General features: G+C 64.3%; 15 protein-coding genes. 5 read left to right on the top strand and 10 right to left on the bottom strand.

Annotated elements, in window-relative coordinates; translation table 11 throughout:
- Positions 1 to 9 precede the first annotated feature (9 nt).
- On the bottom strand, positions 10 to 1293 hold the full coding sequence (locus tag J2X54_RS18950; RefSeq protein WP_310182624.1) for a D-amino acid dehydrogenase: 1284 nt from the start codon (positions 1291 to 1293) through the stop codon (positions 10 to 12).
- A gap of 111 nt (positions 1294 to 1404) precedes the next feature.
- Here J2X54_RS18950 and J2X54_RS18955 point away from each other — a divergent pair, with 111 nt between their 5' ends.
- Together J2X54_RS18955 and J2X54_RS18960 are read left to right on the top strand one after the other, a co-directional pair.
- On the top strand, positions 1405 to 1893 hold the full coding sequence (locus J2X54_RS18955) for an Lrp/AsnC ligand binding domain-containing protein (protein WP_070245700.1): 489 nt from the start codon (positions 1405 to 1407) through the stop codon (positions 1891 to 1893).
- Between the two features lie 87 nt (positions 1894 to 1980).
- On the top strand, positions 1981 to 3531 hold the full coding sequence (locus J2X54_RS18960) for a hypothetical protein (protein ID WP_070245699.1): 1551 nt from the start codon (positions 1981 to 1983) through the stop codon (positions 3529 to 3531).
- A gap of 105 nt (positions 3532 to 3636) precedes the next feature.
- On the opposite strand, the gene J2X54_RS18965 is transcribed toward J2X54_RS18960, so the two are convergent.
- From J2X54_RS18965 to J2X54_RS18980, 4 genes are read right to left on the bottom strand one after another with little or no spacing between them, the layout of a single operon-like run.
- Positions 3637 to 4806 carry an efflux RND transporter periplasmic adaptor subunit gene (locus tag J2X54_RS18965; protein ID WP_310182628.1) on the bottom strand — a complete coding sequence of 390 codons (1170 nt, stop codon included), beginning with the start codon at positions 4804 to 4806 and terminating at the stop codon, positions 3637 to 3639.
- 15 nt (positions 4807 to 4821) lie between these two features.
- Positions 4822 to 6258, bottom strand: coding sequence for an efflux transporter outer membrane subunit (locus J2X54_RS18970; protein WP_310182631.1), 1437 nt, complete (start codon positions 6256 to 6258; stop codon positions 4822 to 4824).
- 18 nt (positions 6259 to 6276) lie between these two features.
- On the bottom strand, positions 6277 to 7800 hold the full coding sequence (locus J2X54_RS18975) for a DHA2 family efflux MFS transporter permease subunit (RefSeq protein ID WP_310182633.1): 1524 nt from the start codon (positions 7798 to 7800) through the stop codon (positions 6277 to 6279).
- On the bottom strand, positions 7797 to 8231 hold the full coding sequence (locus tag J2X54_RS18980; RefSeq protein WP_070245695.1) for a MarR family winged helix-turn-helix transcriptional regulator: 435 nt from the start codon (positions 8229 to 8231) through the stop codon (positions 7797 to 7799). Before J2X54_RS18980 ends, J2X54_RS18975 begins: the two co-directional genes overlap by 4 nt.
- Before the next feature lie 138 nt (positions 8232 to 8369).
- On the opposite strand from J2X54_RS18980, the gene J2X54_RS18985 reads away from it, so the two are divergent.
- Complete coding sequence (locus J2X54_RS18985; RefSeq protein ID WP_310182634.1) at positions 8370 to 9668, top strand: FAD-dependent oxidoreductase; 1299 nt, start codon at positions 8370 to 8372, stop codon at positions 9666 to 9668.
- Between the two features lie 96 nt (positions 9669 to 9764).
- Here J2X54_RS18985 and J2X54_RS18990 read toward each other — a convergent pair whose 3' ends face one another.
- Complete coding sequence (locus J2X54_RS18990) at positions 9765 to 10490, bottom strand: ATP-binding protein (protein ID WP_310182635.1); 726 nt, start codon at positions 10488 to 10490, stop codon at positions 9765 to 9767.
- Positions 10491 to 10601: 111 nt separating this feature from the next.
- Positions 10602 to 12212, bottom strand: a complete 1611-nt coding sequence (locus J2X54_RS18995; RefSeq protein ID WP_310182636.1) for a response regulator — start codon at positions 12210 to 12212, stop codon at positions 10602 to 10604.
- Positions 12213 to 12398: 186 nt separating this feature from the next.
- On the opposite strand from J2X54_RS18995, the gene J2X54_RS19000 reads away from it, so the two are divergent.
- The gene (locus tag J2X54_RS19000; protein WP_310182637.1) at positions 12399 to 12806 is read left to right on the top strand and encodes a hypothetical protein; all 408 of its coding nucleotides are present in this window, start codon (positions 12399 to 12401) and stop codon (positions 12804 to 12806) included.
- A 69-nt stretch (positions 12807 to 12875) separates the two neighbouring features.
- Here J2X54_RS19000 and J2X54_RS19005 read toward each other — a convergent pair whose 3' ends face one another.
- The 3 genes from J2X54_RS19005 to J2X54_RS19015 form a co-directional block, all read right to left on the bottom strand.
- A complete protein-coding gene (locus J2X54_RS19005; RefSeq protein WP_310182638.1) occupies positions 12876 to 13850 on the bottom strand; it encodes a diguanylate cyclase domain-containing protein in 975 nt (324 codons plus the stop codon).
- 290 nt (positions 13851 to 14140) lie between these two features.
- A complete protein-coding gene (locus tag J2X54_RS19010) occupies positions 14141 to 16351 on the bottom strand; it encodes an ATP-binding protein (protein WP_310182640.1) in 2211 nt (736 codons plus the stop codon).
- Between the two features lie 163 nt (positions 16352 to 16514).
- Positions 16515 to 17342, bottom strand: a complete 828-nt coding sequence (locus J2X54_RS19015; RefSeq protein WP_310182641.1) for a response regulator — start codon at positions 17340 to 17342, stop codon at positions 16515 to 16517.
- Between the two features lie 224 nt (positions 17343 to 17566).
- Here J2X54_RS19015 and J2X54_RS19020 point away from each other — a divergent pair, with 224 nt between their 5' ends.
- Positions 17567 to 17794 (top strand): hypothetical protein, encoded by a 228-nt coding sequence (locus J2X54_RS19020; protein WP_310182643.1) that lies wholly within the window; start codon positions 17567 to 17569, stop codon positions 17792 to 17794.
- The last annotated feature ends 203 nt before the right edge of the window (positions 17795 to 17997 follow it).

Genomic DNA, 17997 nt, shown 5'->3' on the forward strand with positions numbered 1-17997 from the left:
CGATAACCATCAAGCGCTGGCGAGCTGCGGCTGACGCACCGCAGGCGTTGCCGTGTAGCGCGCCACCGACAAATCGTCGGCCAGGATGGCCGGTTTGCGGGCCGAGATGATATCGGCCAGCAGTTGCGCCGAGCCGCACGACATGGTCCAGCCCAGGGTGCCGTGGCCGGTGTTTACAAACAGGTTGCGCAGGCCGGTGCGGCCGACGATGGGCGTGCCGTCCGGGGTCATCGGCCGCAGGCCGGTCCAGAAGCTCGCTTCGGCGGTGGCGCCGGCGCCGGGGAACAGGTCGTTGACCACCATCTCCAGCGTTTCGCGGCGGCGCGGATTGAGGCGCTTGTCGAAGCCGGCGATTTCGGCCATGCCGCCGACGCGGATGCGGTCGTCGAAACGGGTGACGGCGATCTTGTAGGTCTCGTCGAGGATGGTGGAGACCGGGGCCGCCTCGGCATTGACGATCGGTACCGTGATCGAATAACCCTTGAGCGGATAGACCGGGACGTTGACCAGGCCCTTGAGCAGCGGCGTGGAATAGGCGCCAAGCGCCACCACGTACGAATCTGCCGTCAGCAGTTCGCCGCCGGTTTGTACACCCTTGATCTGGTCGCCGCTGGTGACCAGCGCCTCGATCTCGATGTTGTAGCGGAATTTGACGCCAAGCTCTTCGGCCATGGCGGTCAGGCGCGTGGTAAACAGCTGGCAGTCGCCGGTCTCGTCGTTGGGCAGGCGCAGGCCGCCGACCAGCTTGGTCTGGTCCAGGCCCGGCTCGGCGCCGACCAGTTGCTCGCGGTTCAGCAGTTCGTACGGGACGCCGGTTTCCTGCAGAACGGCGATATCCTTGGCTGCATCATCGAGCTGCTTCTGGGTGCGGAACAATTGCGTGGTGCCTTGCTGGCGGCCTTCGTACTCGATGCCGGTGGTGGCGCGCAACACCTTGAAGCAATCGCGGCTGTATTCGGCCAGGCGCACCATGCGTTCCTTGTTGACGGCGTAGCGCTCGGACGTGCAGTTTTGCAGCATCTGCCACATCCACTGCAGCTGGAACACGGTGCCGTCGGGCGTGATCGACAGCGGCGCGTGACGCTGCATCATCCACTTGACGGCTTTCAGGGGAATGCCGGGGGCGGCCCATGGCGAGGCGTAGCCGGGCGAGATCTGGCCGGCGTTGGCGAAGCTGGTCTCGAGCGCGGGACCGGGCTGGCGGTCGATCACGGTGACATCGTGGCCGGCCTGGGCCAGGTAATAGGCGCTGGTGACGCCAATGACACCGCTGCCGAGTATGAGTACGCGCATGTGAGCCCCCGAAGATTGTGACTGGACGCAGCGCGCCCCTATAATCCGCTATGGTATGCTGGAATGACCAGCTTTTGTTACTGTAATACACGATAAATCTAGTGGAATTTCATGCGAATACAGAAGGAATCGGTCCGTACCCTGGACAAGCTCGACCGCAAGATCCTGCACATCCTGCAAGCGGACGGCCGCATCTCGATGAAAGACCTGAGCGAGCAGGTCGGCCTGTCGATCACGCCTGCCATCGAACGCGTGAAACGCATGGAGCGCGATGGCGTGATCACCGGCTACCACGCGCGCATCGATCCGCCGGCGCTGGGCGCCAAGTTGCTGGTGTTTGTCGAGATTACGCTCAACCAGAAGTCCGGGCCGGTGTTCGAGCAGTTCCGGCGCGAGGTGCTGCGCATCCCCGAGGTGCAGGAGTGCCACCTGGTCTCGGGCGACTTCGACTACCTGATCAAGGCGCGCATTCACGAAATGGCCGAGTACCGCAAGCTGCTGGGCGACATGCTGCTCAGTTTGCCGGGCGCGGCGCAGTCGAAAAGCTATGTCGTGATGGAAGAGATCAAGGAGACGCTGGTGCTGGCGACCGGGGCGTGAGGTCCGATTTGCTGTCATCCGTTAAAATAGGCTGACGAAACTTATGAAGCTTATGAAATTGATGAAGTATAGCCAGACGGAGCAAGTGTGAACCCCCACGGTACCCCCGCCAACACCATCCACGTGCGGACCCTCGACGAACATCTGTCCGCCGACCAGAGTTTCAGTTCTGCCTACGCGCGCACGATAGGCGCCATTGCCGGCCGCGATGGCAAACTGACGCTGGCGGAGTTTGCCGCCGTCACCGAGCTCGCTGGCGACGGCAAGTCGTCGGCCGTGTTCACCGCGCTGGTGCTCAACGCCATCGAGTCCGGCGTCGACGTGGACTGGGCCCTCAACGCGCTGGCCCGCAGCGCCGCCCCCATCGAACAGGCCGCGCGCGAGAATGCGCTTGGCAATGCGATTCCGCTGCTGGCGCTGCACGGCGGCGACGCCCGGGCGTTGGCGCAGCGGCTGGCCAAGGCCCTGTCGGTGCGCCTGGCGCCCGAGGACCTCAACCGTTTGCCGCAGGCGGAAGAACGCGGCCTGCTGGCCAACCTGGGCGAGCAGGCGCGGCGCCTGGTGCGTGGCCGCTCGCTGTCCGATGCGGTGGCCGATTTCGGCCGCAACGCCGGCCAGCCGGTGCTGGTGGAACATGCGCGCAATTATCAAACCGGCCAGATCGATCATGCGCAGCTGCACACGCTGGTCTCCAGCACCACCGAGGCCATCCTGCAGGACATCTCCGCCTACCTGGAGCAGGCGCGGCAAATGGGCCTCGATGAATCGATTGCCGCCACCCTGGTCGCCACGGCCGACGAAATGAAAAGCCAGGTGATGCAGCGGCTGGTGCTGGTCGAGCAGCGCATCGCCCACGAGCGGCGCCTGCTGGCCGAGGAAATCGACGACGCCGTGCATGACGCCGGCAACGCCATCGAACTGGCGATTGCCGACCGCCTGGCCACCGACAAGTGGAAAGAGGACGAGGTGTGGGAGAGCATCGGCCGCAACCAGTTCGGCCAGGAGATGGAGCGCCGGCTCGACCGCATCGTGCGGCGCAAGGAGCAGGCGCTGCACTTGCTGCAGGAAGACTTGCGGCTGTTCCAGTCCGGCATGCGGCTGGGGCAGGTGTCGATGTTCCAGCGCCAGCACCATTCCGCGCTGGCCCGCCTGATGCCGCGCCTGCGCATCGGCACGCGGCTGGCCAACAGTGTCGATACGGCTGCCAATGTCACCTTGATGAGCGGCGTGGTGGCAGCTGCCGGCACCGGTACCGCCGCCTACCTGATCGGCGCGGCCGTGGTGCTGCCGGTGGTGGCGCCGGCGGCGCCGTTCGTCGGTGGCGCGGTGCTGCTGGCCGGCGCCTTTAAATGGTTCACCGACGGCGGCAAGCGCAAGCGCACCGAAATCCGCGACAAGCGCAGCGCCTTCGAAGCCGAATTGCGCAAGCAGCTCGAAGGCGCCGAACACACGTTCAACGCCCAGCTGGACCTGGTGGCACAAGGCTTCCGCGAATCGGCCGAACAGATGCTGATGCCGCTGCTGCTCGAAGCGGAAGCAGCGGGCCGCGTACCCGGCATGCGCCAACGCATCGCCGACCGCGTGATCACCCAGGCCCAAACCGCCATCACCGAGCTCGACGCCGAACTGCGCAAATAGCCCAGGCCCGCAACCCCAGGTTCGGGGTCAGTGCCGACATTCGGACACGGTCTCAGCTACTGAAAGTTGAGCTCGTGTCCGAATGTCGGCACTGACCCCCGAAGTTTAGTGCAGGTTGCGGGTGATGATGGTGTCGGCGGCGGTGGTGGCCTGTTGCAGCGGCTGCGACAGGGCGGCGGTCTGGTACACCGGTTGTTGCGGCATGGCCGCGCCCAGTACCGGGCCGTCGGTTTTGCTGATGTCTACCTTGACGGTGGTCGACAGGCCGATGCGCAGCGGGTGGGCGCGCAGTTCGGCGGTGTCCAGGGCGATGCGTACCGGCAGGCGTTGCACCACCTTGATCCAGTTGCCGCTGGCGTTTTGCGCAGGCAGCAGCGAGAAGGCGCTGCCGGTGCCGGCTGACAAGCCCACCACCTTGCCGTGGAACTCAACCTTGTTGCCGTACATGTCAGCTTCCACCGTGGCCGGCTGGCCCACGCGGATGTTGCGCAGTTCCGATTCCTTGAAGTTGGCGTCCACCCACAGCTGGTCGAGCGGCACGATGGACAGCAGGGCCGTGCCCGGCGTGGCGCGCGCGCCCACTTGCACCGCGCGCCTGGCGATGTAGCCGGAGACCGGCGCGACGATGGTGTTGCGGCGCGCGGCCAGCCACGCCGCTTGATAGTCGGCCTTGGCTGCCAGCACGTCCGGGTGATGCGACACGTCCACGCCCGCCACCGACGCCTGCGCTGCCTGCTCCTGCTTCATTGCCACGGCCACGGCAGCGCGGGCGTTGTTGACCGCCTGGCGTGCGTGCGCCACTTCCTCGCTCGAGATCGTATGGTCGGCTGCCAGCGGCAGGCGCCGCGCCAGGTCGTCCTCGGCGCTCTTGAGTTCGAGCTGGCGCAGGACGACCGTGGCGCCGTATTGACCCACGTCGGCGTAGCGCTGGCGCTGCTGGCGCACGGCTGTGCCCAGCTTGGCGTCGGCCTGCGCCAGCGCGACGTCGGCGTCGGCCGCGTCGAGCGTGACCAGCGGCGCGCCCGCTTGCACCATCTGGGTGTCGTCGGCGCGGATCTCGGTGACGGTGCCGGTCACCTGCGACGACAGGTTGACCAGGTTGCCGCCCACGTAGGCGTTGTCGGTTTCCTGGATTTTCGACAGCACCGCCTGGTAATACACGGCATACGCGGCGCCGGCGGCGATGAGCAGCACGGTGATGCCGGCCAGGACGGTGTTGCGTTTCTTGTTGTTGGCGGTTTTGACGGCGTTGGCTGGTTGGTTTTCAGTGGTCATGATGGTCTCGTTTGCTTATTTAAGTACCTGTTTCATTGCGGTGGCCAGCGGCGCCTGCTCATGGTAGCCGCCACCCAGGGCGTTGGTCAGCGCGACTTCGGCCAGGCGCTGCACCTGTTGCAGGGTCAGGTCGGCGTCGCGCTCGCGCAGCACGGCCAGCTGCGCGTGGAGCACCGCGGCGTTGTCGGCCAGTCCGCGCTCGTAGCGTTTTTGCGCCGACGCCAGTTGTGCGGCGGTCGCCTTACTGCTGGCTGCCTGCTCTGCAATTTGCTGTTCGATGCCCTGCACCTGCAAGGCGTCCTGCGCCACTTCGCGCACCGCGTCCACCACGGCCTGGTTGTATTCGGCGATGCGCTCGTTGCGCGCGGTGCGGGTGGCGTCGAGCTGGGCGTCGAGCCGGCGGCTGTCGAAGATCGGCAAGCTCAAAGTAGGTCCCAGGTACACGGTGCGGCTGGCCGCCTGCAGCAGGTTCTCCACCTTGATGGTGTCGAGGCCAATCGAGCCGGTCAGGTTGACGTCCGGGTAGAACGCGGCCTTGGCGGCGTCGATCCGGCTCAGCGACGATTCGACCTTCCAGCGCGCGGCCTGCAAGTCGGGACGGCGCGCCAGCAGGTCGATGCCGAGCCGCGCGGGCAGGGCGTGCGCCACCGCCTTCGCCTGCACCGGCTTGAGATCGGCCAGCGCCGCGTGGTCGGCGCCGAGCAAGGCGCGCAAGGCTTCGCGCTCGACGCCGATGTCGGTGTTCAGTTGCGCGGTATGCTTGCGCAGCTGGGCCAGTTCGGCCTGCGCCGCGTGGCTGGCGTCGGCGCTGGCCAGGCCGCTGTCGATGCGGCGGTTGCGGTCCTGCGCCAGTGCAGTTTGTGCGGCAGTCATGCGCGCCAGGTTGTCCAGGCGCGCAAAGTCGCCTTGCAGGCGGAAATAACTCTGGGCGATGGCGGCGGCCAGCGCCTGTTCGGCCTGGGCATACGCGGCGCGGTCGACGTTGAGCGCGCCGACGGCAGCGGCCACCTGGGCGCGGTTCTTGCCCCACCAGTCGAAGTTGTAGCGCGCTTCGAGGCGCAGCGTCTCGGTGGTGAAATAGGCGCCGCCGATGGGCGCCGGGAACAGGCCGGTGCCCGAGTAGCGCTGGCGGTTGGCGTTGGCGTAGCCGCTGATGTCGATGCCCATGTCGGCCATGCTGCGCGACAGTTCCGACCGCGCGCTTCCGATGCGTGCCGCCGCCACTTCCAGGCTCGGGCCACCCTGCAACGCCTGCTCGACCAACGCGTTCAGCTGCGCGTCGCCATAGGCAGTCCACCAGCGCGCCTGCGGCCAGCCTTCGCGCGCCAGGTGGATGTCTGCGGTCAAATCGGCGGTGGTGATGTCGCGCTGGGCGGCAATGTGCGCGTCGGGTGGAATCGCGGCGCAGCCGGCCAGCAGCAGGGCCGCCATGGTGAGTAGAGATTTTTTCACGGTGTGTCTCATCAGGTGTCAATCGTGGGCGGCGTGCACCGCCGGCGCTTCGTGTTTTGCGGCTGGCCGTATCAACAGCAGCAGTGGCAGCACGCACAAGGTCAATATCAGCATCAGCCAGAAGTCGTCCACGTACGCGATCATCGACGCCTGCCGGGTGATCTCGTTGTTGAGCAGCGCGGCGCCCTGCGGTGCCTCCAACGCATCGAGCGCGGCCGGATTGGCGATGGTGATTTTCTCGGTCAGCGCCGCGTGCATGGTCTGCGTGTTGCGCACCAGGAGCGTTTGCACCAGCGCGATGCCGATCGAGCTGCCGATATTGCGCATCAGGCTGTAGATCGCCGTGCCCTCTGCGCGCATTTCCGGCGACAGCGTGGCAAAGGTGGCGGCCGACAGCGGCACGAACACCAGTCCCAGCCCCAGGCCCTGGATCACGCCGGGCCAGATGATGTCGCTCTGCGAGAGCACGAGCGTATAGCGCGTCATCTGCCACAGCGAAAACGCGGTAATCGCAAAGCCGGCGCCCAGCAGCAGGCGCAGGTCCACCCGGCCCACCAGTTTGCCGACGATGAGCATGGCGAGCATGGTGCCGATGCCGCTGGGCGCCGTCACCAGGCCGGCAATCGCGGCCGGGTAGCCCATCAGGCTTTGCAGCATGGTCGGCGTCAGCGCACGGGTGGCAAACAGCACCAGGCCCACGATGAAGATGAACAGCAGGCCGCTGACATAATTGGCGTTTTTCAGCAGCCGGTAGTCGAAGAACGATTTGCCGGCCGGCTGCATGGCCGTGTGCACGGCAAAATAGATAAACGCCAGCGCCAGCACGATCGCCTCGATCCAGGTTTCGGTGGCGGCAAACCAGTCGTTCTGTTCACCGCGGTCGAGCAGCAGCTGCAAGGCGCCGATGGCCACGCTGAGCGTGACGAAACCGAAAGCGTCGAACTTCATCTTGCGCGGCGCGCCGGTCTTGCCGATGTAGCGCCAGATGCCGTAAAACGCCATCGCGCCGATCGGCACGTTGATGAAGAACACCCAGCGCCAGTTGTAGGCGTCGGTCAGCCAGCCGCCCAGCGTGGGGCCGAGGATGGGGCCGATCATCACGCCCATGCCCCATACGGCCATGGCCGAACCATGCTTTTCACGCGGATTGATGTCGAGCAGCGTCGCTTGCGACAGCGGCACCAGCGCCGCGCCGAACACCCCTTGCAACATGCGCGCTGCAACGATCTCGCCCAGGTTCATCGACAGCCCGCACAGCACCGAAGCGAGCGTGAAGCCGGCTACGGCGGTAAGAAAAATATTTTTCTGGCCAAAGCGGTCGCACAGCCAGCCGGTGAGCGGCGTGGCAATCGCGGTGGCCACGATGAAAGAGGTCAGCACCCAGGTGATCTGGTCCTGCGAGGCCGACAGGCTGCCCTGCATGTGGGGCAGGGCGACGTTGGCAATGGTGCCGTCGAGCGCCTGGATCACGGTGGCCAGCATGATCGACACCGTGATCATGGTGCGGTTGATGCCCGCGTCTTCCGATACTACATCGCTCATATGCCCGACTCGATATCGCTTTGCATCTGCTCGAGAAAGTCCGTGACGATGGCCAGCACGGCCGGATCGGCCTTGGCCAGCAACTCGGTGCGCATCGCATCGGCTTCCTGTTTCACGCTGCGGTACACCTGCATGCCCGATTCGGTCAGGCTGAGCAGCTTGACCCTTCGGTCGGTCTCCGATGGGGTGCGGAGCATGTAGCCGGCTTTGACCAGGCGGTCAATGGTGGCGACCATGGTGGGGTCTTCCACGCCCACGCGGTTGGCCAGGCGGGTTTGCGACGGCGGCTCTTTTTCCTTGGCGGTAAGGGCAATCGCCATCCAGCTCGACTGGCTGATGCCGAGGTGGCGCAGGCGGCGGTCGATCGCCAGCCGCCAGGCGCGGGCGCTGCCGTGCAGGGCCATCGAGAACCGTTCTTCGATAGTGGGCATATAATTAAACTGTGAATGGTTAGGTGTCGAACTATTATTCTAGCATGGCGGACTCTGCTCGGAGGTGGAGAGAAAGATTTCGCCACCCTTGGTATCATGGGGATTACACAGAGATCGAGTCGAACAGGGAGAAAAACTTTGCATAGCAAAATTGTGATCGTAGGCGGCGGCGCCGGCGGGCTGGAGCTGGCATGTAAGCTGGGCCGCAAGATGCCGGGAGCGGTAATGCTGGTCGATAGCCGCCTGTCCCATATCTGGAAGCCGTCGCTGCACGAAGTGGCCGCCGGCACCCTCGACGTCCACCAGGAAGGCCTGTCGTACCAGATGCTGGCGCATGACAACGGCTTTACCTTTGCCTACGGCCCCATGCTGGCGCTGGACCACGTCCAGCGCACCATCACCATCGGCGCCATTACCGCCGGCGACGAGCGCGACGAAGTGGTGCTGCCCGAGCGCCAGGTCGGCTTCGACTCTTTGGTGATCGCGGTGGGCAGCACCTCCAATTACTTCGGCGTGCAGGGCGCTGCCGAGCACACGATTTCGCTCAACGCCACCGAGGACGCCGAACGCTTCCGCCTCACGCTGTTGAAACTGCTGACGCTGGCGTCGCTGCAAAAAGAGCACAACGTGCAGGCGGGCGTGGACGTGGTGATCATCGGCGGCGGCGCCACCGGTGTCGAGCTGGCGGCCGAGCTGCGCGAAGCCAGTGGCGTGTACGCCACCTACGGTTTCGGCCAGTTGAAGGCCGAGCGCGATATCCGCATCACCCTGCTCGAAGGCGCGCCGCGCATCCTCGCGCCCTTGCCGGAAAAAGTGTCGAGCGCAGCGCTCGACCTGCTGCACCAGCGCGCCGTCACGGTCGTGACCAATACCCGCGTGACGGCGATTGCGGCCGACAGCGTTACCGCTGGCGACATCGTCTATCCGGCCCAGCTGGTGGTGTGGGCGGCCGGCATCAAGGCGCCGGACTTTCTCAAGGAGCTGGGCCTGCCTACCGTGAAGTCGGGCGCGCTGGACGTGGACCAGCACTTGCAGGTTAAAGGTTTTCCCGGGATTTATGCAATGGGCGATTGCGCCGCCTGCATCGGGCCGGACGGCAAAGCGGTACCGCCGCGCGCCCAGGCCGCGCACCAGCAGGCCGACTACCTGCTCGACACCTTCCTGCGCCAGCGCGACAACAAGCCGCCACAGGCCAAGCCCTACGAATACAAGGATTACGGTTCGCTGGTGTCGTTCGGCCAGACCACGTCGGTTGGCAGCTTGATGGGTTCGCTCAAGGGCTTGAGCTGGTTCGTCGAAGGGTTTGTGGCGCGGCTGATGTACGTGAGCCTGCACCTGCTGCACCACAAGGCCGTGCTGGGTACGGTGCGCACCGGGGTGCTGGCGCTGGCCCGCTTCCTGATCAAGCGCAGCACCCCTTTAGTGAAACTGCACTAATTAAATCGAGCGCCTGACGGACCTTCAAAGCAAGGCGCAGCGACGAAGACAGTACGACTGTACGCCGAGGAGCTGCAGCGCAGCTTTGGCGGTTGGTCAGGTGCTCGGCGGCTTCGGCAATATCATCGTCAGCATGGCACCGCCGGCATGGCCGGGTGCCAGGGTGAGGGTGCCGCCCAGGTAGGCGGCGCGTTCGCGCGCCATGCGCAGGCCGAACTTGACCTGGTCGGCGCCAGCTGGCGCAGCAGCAGTGGTAGCGGCTGCGGCCAGGCCGACGCCATTGTCTTTCACCGTCATCATCACTTCGTCTTCATTGTCGTCCACGATCACGTCCACCTCGGTGGCGCCAGCGTGGGCGACGATGTTGCGCAGCGCTTCTTCCAGCGTGTGCAGCAGCACGATGCCGTGGCTGCGCGGGCAATCGAGTTCGTCTTCGGGCAGGCTCGACCGTGCGGTGATGTTGTGCTGCTGGCCGAACTGCTCGACCAGCTCGCCCAGCGCCACGCGCACGCCGAGGAACTCGAGCTTGTCGTTCCACAGCTTGATCTGCATCTGGCGGTTGGTTTCCACGATCTGGTTCAGCAGCTTTTTCATGTGGCCGGCGCGGTCCTGCAGCGCCTGGTCGTCCGGCAGCTTTTGCATCAGCAGGCCGAGGTGCATGGTCAGCGCGGTGAGCGACGAGCCCAGGCTGTCGTGCAGCTGGCGCGACAGCGATCGCCGTTCGTTATCCCAGCACGTGTGGACATGACCGAGCAATTCGCTCAGGTCGGCGCTGCGCTGGGCTTCGTGATGTTCTGGTGGGACCGGTACGGACATGGGCATCTCTGTTTGTATAGAAAGACTTGATGTAAGTTGTAAAGAAGGAGTCTCATTTCCGATGATACCCGAGCTTTCCGCAGGGCGGCGCTCCGCAGGGAAATCATTTTCCTGACATTACAGTTTTACCGGTTCCTGCATGGAACTTTCGATTGCATCCATTAATTGTTCGATGCCGACCGGCTTGACCAGGTGACGATCAAAGCCGGCTGCCATCACGCGCGCCAGGTCGTCCGCCAGGCCGTAGCCGGTGAGGGCGATCAGCTTGATGTGGCGGGTGGCCGGATCGGCGCGCAGGCGCCGCGCCACCTCGTAGCCGTCGATGCCGGGCAGGCCGATATCGACCAGCGCCAGGTCGGGGCAGAACTCGCGCACCGCGTCCAGTCCGCGCAAGCCGTCCGCGGCGGCGCGCACCTGGTAGCCATAGCAGCCGAGCATCATGGTCATCATCTCGCGACCGTCTTCGTTATCTTCGATCAGAAGCAGGCTCGGCTTGGCGCCGGCAACCGGCGCCACTGGCGTCACCACCGGTGCCTGGTGGGCAATGCGCGGCAGGCGCAACGTAAAAGTACTGCCGGCGCCGGGGCCTTTGCTGTCGGCTTCGATGTCGCCGCCGTGCAAGTCGGCCAGGCGCCGCACCAGCGACAGCCCGATGCCGAGGCCGCCCTGCGAACGGTCTAGCGTGCTCGCGCCTTGTACGAACACATCGAATACATGCGGCAGCAGCTCGGCGGCAATACCGACGCCATTGTCGCGCACGCTGAGCACGACCTGCTCACCCTCGGTCCAGGTGCGCACCTCGATGCGGCCACCGGCCGGCGTGTACTTGAGGGCGTTGTCGATCAGGTTGCTGGCGATTTGTTCGAGCCGGGTGGCGTCGCCGTCGACCCAGCCGCCGGCCAGGTCGTGCGCCAGGTCGTAGCCGCTGCTGCGGCCGGTGGCGCGAAAGGTTTCCAGCGTGCCGGCCACCAGGGCGGCCAGGTCGACCGGCGCACGGTCGAGCAGGATCTTGCCGGACATCGCGCGCGACAGGTCGAGCAGGTCGTCAACGATGCGGCCCAGGTGCCGGCTCTGGCGTTCGATGATGTTCTTGGCGCGCTGCACGCCATCGACGCTCACGCCCGGCAGCCCGATCAGCGCAGCGGCGCTGCTGATGGCGCTCAATGGATTGCGCAGTTCGTGGCCCAGCATGGCGAGGAACTCGTCCTTGGCGTGGCTCTCCCGCTCGGCCACCTGGCGTTCCGCGATCTCGCGCCGCAGGCGGCCGTTGGAGGCGGTCAGCTCGGTGGTGCGCAAGCTCAGTTCGCGCGCCTGTTTTTTCAGTTCCTCGTTCTTGGTGGCCAGCGCCACGAACACGGAAATCTTGGCATACAAAATTTGCGGGATCACCGGCGTGAACAGGAAGTCGACGGCGCCATGCTGGTAAGCCTTTAGCCGGTCGAGCTCGTCGGCCAGGAAGGCGGTGATGAAGATGATGGGGATGTCGGCCGAGCGCGCCCGCGCGTGGATCGCTTCGGCGGTCTCGAAGCCGTCCATGCCGGGCATGTTGACGTCGAGCAGGATCACGGCAAAGTCGTGCATCAGCACCTGGCGCAGCGCCTCCTGCCCGGTGCGCGCGGCCAATACTTCGTAGGACTCCTGCTCGGCCCATAGCCCAAGCAAACTGGTCAACGCGAACAGGCTGTTGGCGTCGTCGTTGACGACCAGGATTTTGGGTTTGTCTGGCATGGGCGCGTTGGTTGGACAGCAGCGGGAGAGACCGGACGATCATAACAATTGCTTGTATGAATGTCAAAAAACCGAAAGGCTATGGCGCTGTGCTACCAGTGCGCTGCCCTGTGTTTGCTTCCGCACAGACCTGCCGCGCTGGCGCTGTCACAGTGAACGTGTATCCACCCACTCAAGGAACACATCATGAATATCGATACTGTCGTGGACAAAGAATATGTCGGCCTGAGCTTTCGCGCTCTGGCCTCGTCGCCAGTGAGCGCACTGCGCGGCATCAGCGCCAAGGACGCCAAGGCGTTGGCGCAAGCCTTCAACGTGCACTCGGTGCGCGACCTGGCCAATATGGACTTCGTCAAATGGGCGCAAGCCATCACCACCCTGGCTGACCTGGAACAGTCCACCCCGGCCGAACAAGCCAAGGAAACCCTGCTCGACGACGGCCTGGAGATGACCTTCCCGGCCAGCGACCCGGTCTCGGTCGATGCGGGCATCACGCGCATCGAGGTGCCGCCGGAGATGGTCGATGCCAAGCATGACCACCAGCACAGCAACAGCGCAAAAAATCTGAAGGGTAAGGACAAGACGCCAGCGTAATTTGTCTGGCCTGGTCGGCAGGTGCGATGTCCGCCATGTCCGCAATCGCGGCATGGCGGATTTTTCTGTTTATACCGTGGTGGACAGCACTGGCTCGGCGGGGGACTGGGTGCGGAGGGTTTGCGCCGTGCAGCTGCGGTTCTTGCCCGAGCGCTTCGCTTCGTACAGCGCCGCATCGGCTACAGCAATGACTGCCGCCACTGCATCGGCGTCGTCCGGGAAGATGCCGATACCGATACTGGTGGACAGTTGCAGCGTATGGCCGTTGACGATATACGGCTGCGACACCGATTCGATCAGCTTGTTGGCGGGCTCCTGGGTATCGCCCACGTGCGAGATATTGCCCATCACGATGACGAACTCGTCGCCACCCACGCGCGCGACCGTGTCTTCCTTGCGCGCACAACTGACCAGGCGCTGGGCCACCAGCTTGAGGATCTCGTCGCCGGCCGCGTGACCATAGGTGTCGTTGATGGGCTTGAAGCCGTCGAGGTCGAGGTACATCACGGCAGCCTTGTTCTGCTGGCGCGTGGCGTGTTGCAGCACCGTGGCGATGCGGTCTTCGAGCAGGCGGCGGTTGGGCAGGCCGGTGAGCGGATCGTGCAGCGCCAGTTCCTGCTGCTGCTTGCTGTATTGCGCCAGCTCTTTATAGAGCAGGCGCACCTCGAGCATGTTGTGGATGCGCTTGTGCACCTCGAGCAAGTCGAATGGTTTGCTGATGAAGTCGCGCGCGCCGGCTTCGAGCGCGGCGATCTTGAAGCTCGGCTGCGCGGTGAGCGCCAGCACGGGCAGGTAACCGCCTTGTTCGATTTCCTTCAAACCCTTCATCACCTGGAAACCGTTCAAACCTGGCATTTGCAGGTCAAGCAGGATCAGGTCGTAGCAATGCTGGCGATGCATGGGGCATACCTGCTCGGGCAGCATGGTCGAAGAAACGTCGGTGTAACCGGCTTCGCGCAGGATTTCCAACATTAGCTCGACGTTGTCGGCGCTGTCATCCACCACCAGGATCTTGGCGTGCAGAATATCGTCACGGCTCGGCATATTTTTTTCTCAATCTGTGTCATCTAAGCGGCGGGGGCCCGGCCGCGAAACGTCATTGCATAATAAATAGATAATATCGCAAACCGCTGTGCTGCGGCGCACACATCTACAATTAATTTCTGCATAGAAACAATTCTACCTGGTTTCCATGATTTTTCTAGTGTAGCAAGCATGCTCGTGATTGCTTGTAGGACATTGCCGCGTCTAAAAGTAGGAGCGGTAAATGTGCTAAATTGCAATAAATTTTACCGTTGTTTATTGAATCACATCGCTGCTCAGAGGGGCGACTGTCAACCTCCGCGTTTGTCGCTGCGCGCAGCGGCGACTTTGGCGATCAGTTCGCCGGGCTCCACCGGCTTGGAAATATGTGCGGAAAAACCACTTGATAACGCTTTCACGCGGTCTTCCACGCGTGCAAACGCTGTCAGCGCAATGGCCGGCATGTCGCCGCCGCGCGCCGCGCCCAGCGCACGTACCCGTTCGAGCAGACCGTAGCCATCGACATCGGGCATGCCCAGGTCGGTCAGCAGCAGGTGGGGGCGGGCATGTTCGAGCATGTCCAGCGCCTCGGTGGCATTGGCGGCAGTGAGCACGTCGGCGTGGCAGTCGTGCAGAATACGGCGAATCAATTCGCGCGAGTCGTCGTCGTCATCGACCACCAGCACTTGCAAGCCGGCCAGATCATGCGGTGCAGCACATGCCGACGTCGGCGCCGCGTCGTTCTTGCCGGGCCGGCGCGGCAAGCGCAGCGTAAAGCAGGCGCCCTGGCCGGGACCGTCGCTGTGCGCGGCGATGGTGCCGCCGTGCTGCTCCACCAGGTGCTTGGCGATTGCCAAACCCAGGCCCAGTCCGCCATGCTTGCGAGTGGTGGTGGCGTCGGCCTGGCGGAAGCGCTCGAACACGTGGCCGATGAAATCGGCGGTGATGCCGGCGCCGGTATCGCGCACCTCGACCGCCACCTGGTCGGCTTCGCGCCGCACCGCCACCGTGACGCTGCCGCCCGCCGGCGTAAACTTGATGGCGTTGGTGAGCAGGTTCCAGATAATTTGCTGCAAGCGGCTGGCGTCGCCCGACACCATCCCGGCCGTGTTGTCGAATTCGGTGGTGACGTTGATTTGCCGCGCTTCGGCGGCGGGGCGCACGGTATCGATGGCGGCGCTGGCAATCGCCACTGGCGACAGCGGCAGCAGTTCGAGCCGCACCTTGCCCGAGGCAATGCTGCTCATGTCGAGCAGGTCTTCGATCAGTTGTGCCTGGGCGCGGGCATTGCGTTCGATGGTTTGCAGGCCGCGATGCAGGTCGGCCTCGTCGCGGGTGCCGCGCCGCAGTACTTGCGACCAGCCGAGGATGGCAGTGAGCGGCGTGCGCAGCTCGTGCGACAGGGTGGCCAGGAATTCATCCTTCATTTGGCTGTTGCGTTCTGCTTCGGCGCGGGCCTCGCGCTCGCTGTCGAGCAATTGCCTGCGCTCTTCGGCCGCTTGCTGGGTCGCTTCGTACAGGCGCGCATTGTCGATGGCAATGGCCGCCTGGGCGGCGATGCCGCCGATGATGCGCTCGGTGCGTTCGGTAAACATGGCGCGCTCGGGATGGCCGAAAAACAGGCAGCCGATCACCGCGCCGGTGCCCAGCGCCACCGGCACCGCCAGGTAGCTGCGCACCAATGGCGTGCCCGGCGGCAGGCCATGATTGGGACTGGCCTGGTCGGCGCCGGCTTCTGCCGGCAAATCGACACTGCGGATGGGTGCCTGGCGGTGCAGCGCATCCACGCTGCCGGAGTTGCTGACCAGTAGTGCCTCCGCGCGCGGCGCGCAAAAGCCGGCGAAGCTGTCGCCAGCGCCATCCGACAACGTATGCCGCATGGCGCTGGCGCCGCTGTCGTCGGGCGCCTGGTAAAAGAACGCGCCATAGCGGGCACCGCTGATGCTGGTGGCGGCGTCGGTCAGTTCCTGCAGCAGCGGGTGCAGGTCGCGGCGTGCAGCGAGGGCGGTGCCGGTGCGGTTGACCAGTTCGAGTGCGGCGGTTTCATCGCGCAAGGCTTCCTGGGCGCGCTTGACCTGGTCGACGTCGGTGCTGGTGCCGAACCAGCGCACCAGCTTGCCGTCGGCGTCGCGCACCGCGTTGGCGCGCACCAGGAACCAGCGGAACTCGCCGCTGGCGCTGCGGATCGGCACTTCCAGCTCGAAGGCTGCGCCGCTGGCGCGGCACTGGTCCCACATCTGATCGAGCGCGTCAATGCAGTCGGGCGCGTACACGCGGCGCCAACCGTCATCCAGCATGTCCTGTGGCGTGGTGCCGGTGTAATCGTACCAGCGCTGGTTGTACCAGATCATCGCGCCGTCCTGCTCGGCGATCCACGCCAACTGCGGCATGGAATCGGCCAGCGCACGCAGTTCGTGCTGGCTCTGGCGCAGCGATTCGCGCGCGCGGCGCAGTTCGTCGAGAGCGTGCGGTAGATAGTCGAGCGCGGCGTCTTCTACCGGGACGGCAGAGGTGGCGCTCACAGGCTCATTTGGAGAAATCATGGGTGGCGGCGGCCTTCGCGCCACTCCTGCACGCCGTGTGGCGCACGGGGAAGCGCGAAGCTAACACTGGACAGTTAACGGTTTGACCATTCTAGCGTGATAGTTCGCCTCGCCACCGCACGGTTGAAACGGCGCCGGAAGCTTACGCCGCCTTGACTTGCACGCTGCGTGCCAGCTGCACCAGGGCGTCTTGCAGCACGTCGATGTCGTAGGGTTTTTGCAACGAACGGGCAGGGAATTCCAGGTGGCGGGTGAGCTCGTCGCCGTAGCCGGAAGCGAACAGCACTTCCAGCGCCGGCTGGTCGCGCCGGGCCTGGCGCGCCAGGTCCACGCCGGACATGCCGGGCAGGCTGACGTCGGTGAACAACACGTCGAATTGCTGGCTGGCCAGCTGCGGCAGCGCTTCTTCTGCGCTGGCGGCCGCTTCCACCTCGTGGCCCAGTGCGCGCAGGGTTTCGCACACCAGGTAGCGGGCGTCGGCATTGTCTTCCACCACCAGCAGCGTCAGGGCACGACCGGCGTCGGCCGCCGGCATTGCCTGCGCCGGTGCCAGCGCGCACAGCACGCCTTGCACCACGTTGTAGTCGTCGCGCACCGGGGTGTAATACAGGTCGAGCGGCTTTTGCGTAAAGGCGTGGTCGCGCCATACCGGCAGGTTGCGGCTGCGGTAGCTGGCGCTATGGCCCTGGCGCGCATGGACGATGACGTCCGGATTCCAGCTCCACACCGACGGCTGCATCGGCGGCACGTTGCCACCGGGCGCGCGCAGGCTGGGCAGGCCGAGCAACTCGACATACGCGTCGTTATGGACCATGATTTGTTGCTCGCCCCATTGCAGCACCATGGGCAGCGGGGAGTTGAGCAGAATGTCGACCGTCAGCCGCAAAGTGGCGGGCCAGGCAGCGCTATCGCCAAGGGCGGTGCGGGTCCAGTCCGGGGCGGGCGCTGCGATCGAATCGGGAAATGACATACGAGTTGACCTCTTCACAAGATGAACGCATCGTACACGGTAAAAAAAAAGCCCGCTACGGGAGCGGGCTAAATCTATTTCCTTGGAGGAGAATAGAGGAGACAGCTCAATAATGCTGCAACGCGCAAACGAATGCAAATTTTTATTGATGATGATCGAGATAAGCACCGTGAATGGCGTGCTTTTTCGTCCATGTTGCAGTGCAGATTTAATACGGGGGAACCATGGCAACGGTAGTCAAACACAGGGGCGTCAACATCATCTTGCTGGAGGCGGGCGAGCAGTTGCTGCAGGTCTGCCGGACTGGCGACATCGGCATCATCGAGGATGGCCAGGGCTGGTGGATCAAATTTATTGGCGATAACGGCGCCATCGATTGCTATGGCCAACCGTATCCCTCGTACAACGAAGCGCTGTGGACCGCCAAGGCGGCTGCAGAATATGGCGTGTGATGCAGCGTGAATTGAATCTCGATCGAGGGGTGGACAAGCGCGATAACCGTCCCTATAATGCTGCTTCTTTCGAACGGCACGCCGGTTGAAAGAAGCGCAGCAGAGTAGGGGTAAACTGTTTGCAAAGGCTTTGTTCGGTGTTTCGTGCGCCAGGCAAACAGAACCGATAGAAATGTCGGACTTTGCGAAATAAAGTTTATCTG

Origin of the sequence: Duganella sp. 3397 (assembly GCF_031456625.1) — a bacterium.
GTDB classification, from domain to species: domain Bacteria; phylum Pseudomonadota; class Gammaproteobacteria; order Burkholderiales; family Burkholderiaceae_D; genus Rugamonas; species Rugamonas phyllosphaerae.

Coding starts and splice junctions, on each gene's coding strand:
- J2X54_RS18950 (WP_310182624.1), bottom strand. CDS start 1,293: ATGCGCGTACTCATACTCGGCAGCGGTGTCATTGGCGTCACCAGCGCC.
- J2X54_RS18955 (WP_070245700.1), top strand. CDS start 1,405: ATGCGAATACAGAAGGAATCGGTCCGTACCCTGGACAAGCTCGACCGC.
- J2X54_RS18965 (WP_310182628.1), bottom strand. CDS start 4,806: ATGACCACTGAAAACCAACCAGCCAACGCCGTCAAAACCGCCAACAAC.
- J2X54_RS18975 (WP_310182633.1), bottom strand. CDS start 7,800: ATGAGCGATGTAGTATCGGAAGACGCGGGCATCAACCGCACCATGATC.
- J2X54_RS18980 (WP_070245695.1), bottom strand. CDS start 8,231: ATGCCCACTATCGAAGAACGGTTCTCGATGGCCCTGCACGGCAGCGCC.
- J2X54_RS18990 (WP_310182635.1), bottom strand. CDS start 10,490: ATGCCCATGTCCGTACCGGTCCCACCAGAACATCACGAAGCCCAGCGC.
- J2X54_RS18995 (WP_310182636.1), bottom strand. CDS start 12,212: ATGCCAGACAAACCCAAAATCCTGGTCGTCAACGACGACGCCAACAGC.
- J2X54_RS19000 (WP_310182637.1), top strand. CDS start 12,399: ATGAATATCGATACTGTCGTGGACAAAGAATATGTCGGCCTGAGCTTT.
- J2X54_RS19005 (WP_310182638.1), bottom strand. CDS start 13,850: ATGCCGAGCCGTGACGATATTCTGCACGCCAAGATCCTGGTGGTGGAT.
- J2X54_RS19015 (WP_310182641.1), bottom strand. CDS start 17,342: ATGTCATTTCCCGATTCGATCGCAGCGCCCGCCCCGGACTGGACCCGC.
- J2X54_RS19020 (WP_310182643.1), top strand. CDS start 17,567: ATGGCAACGGTAGTCAAACACAGGGGCGTCAACATCATCTTGCTGGAG.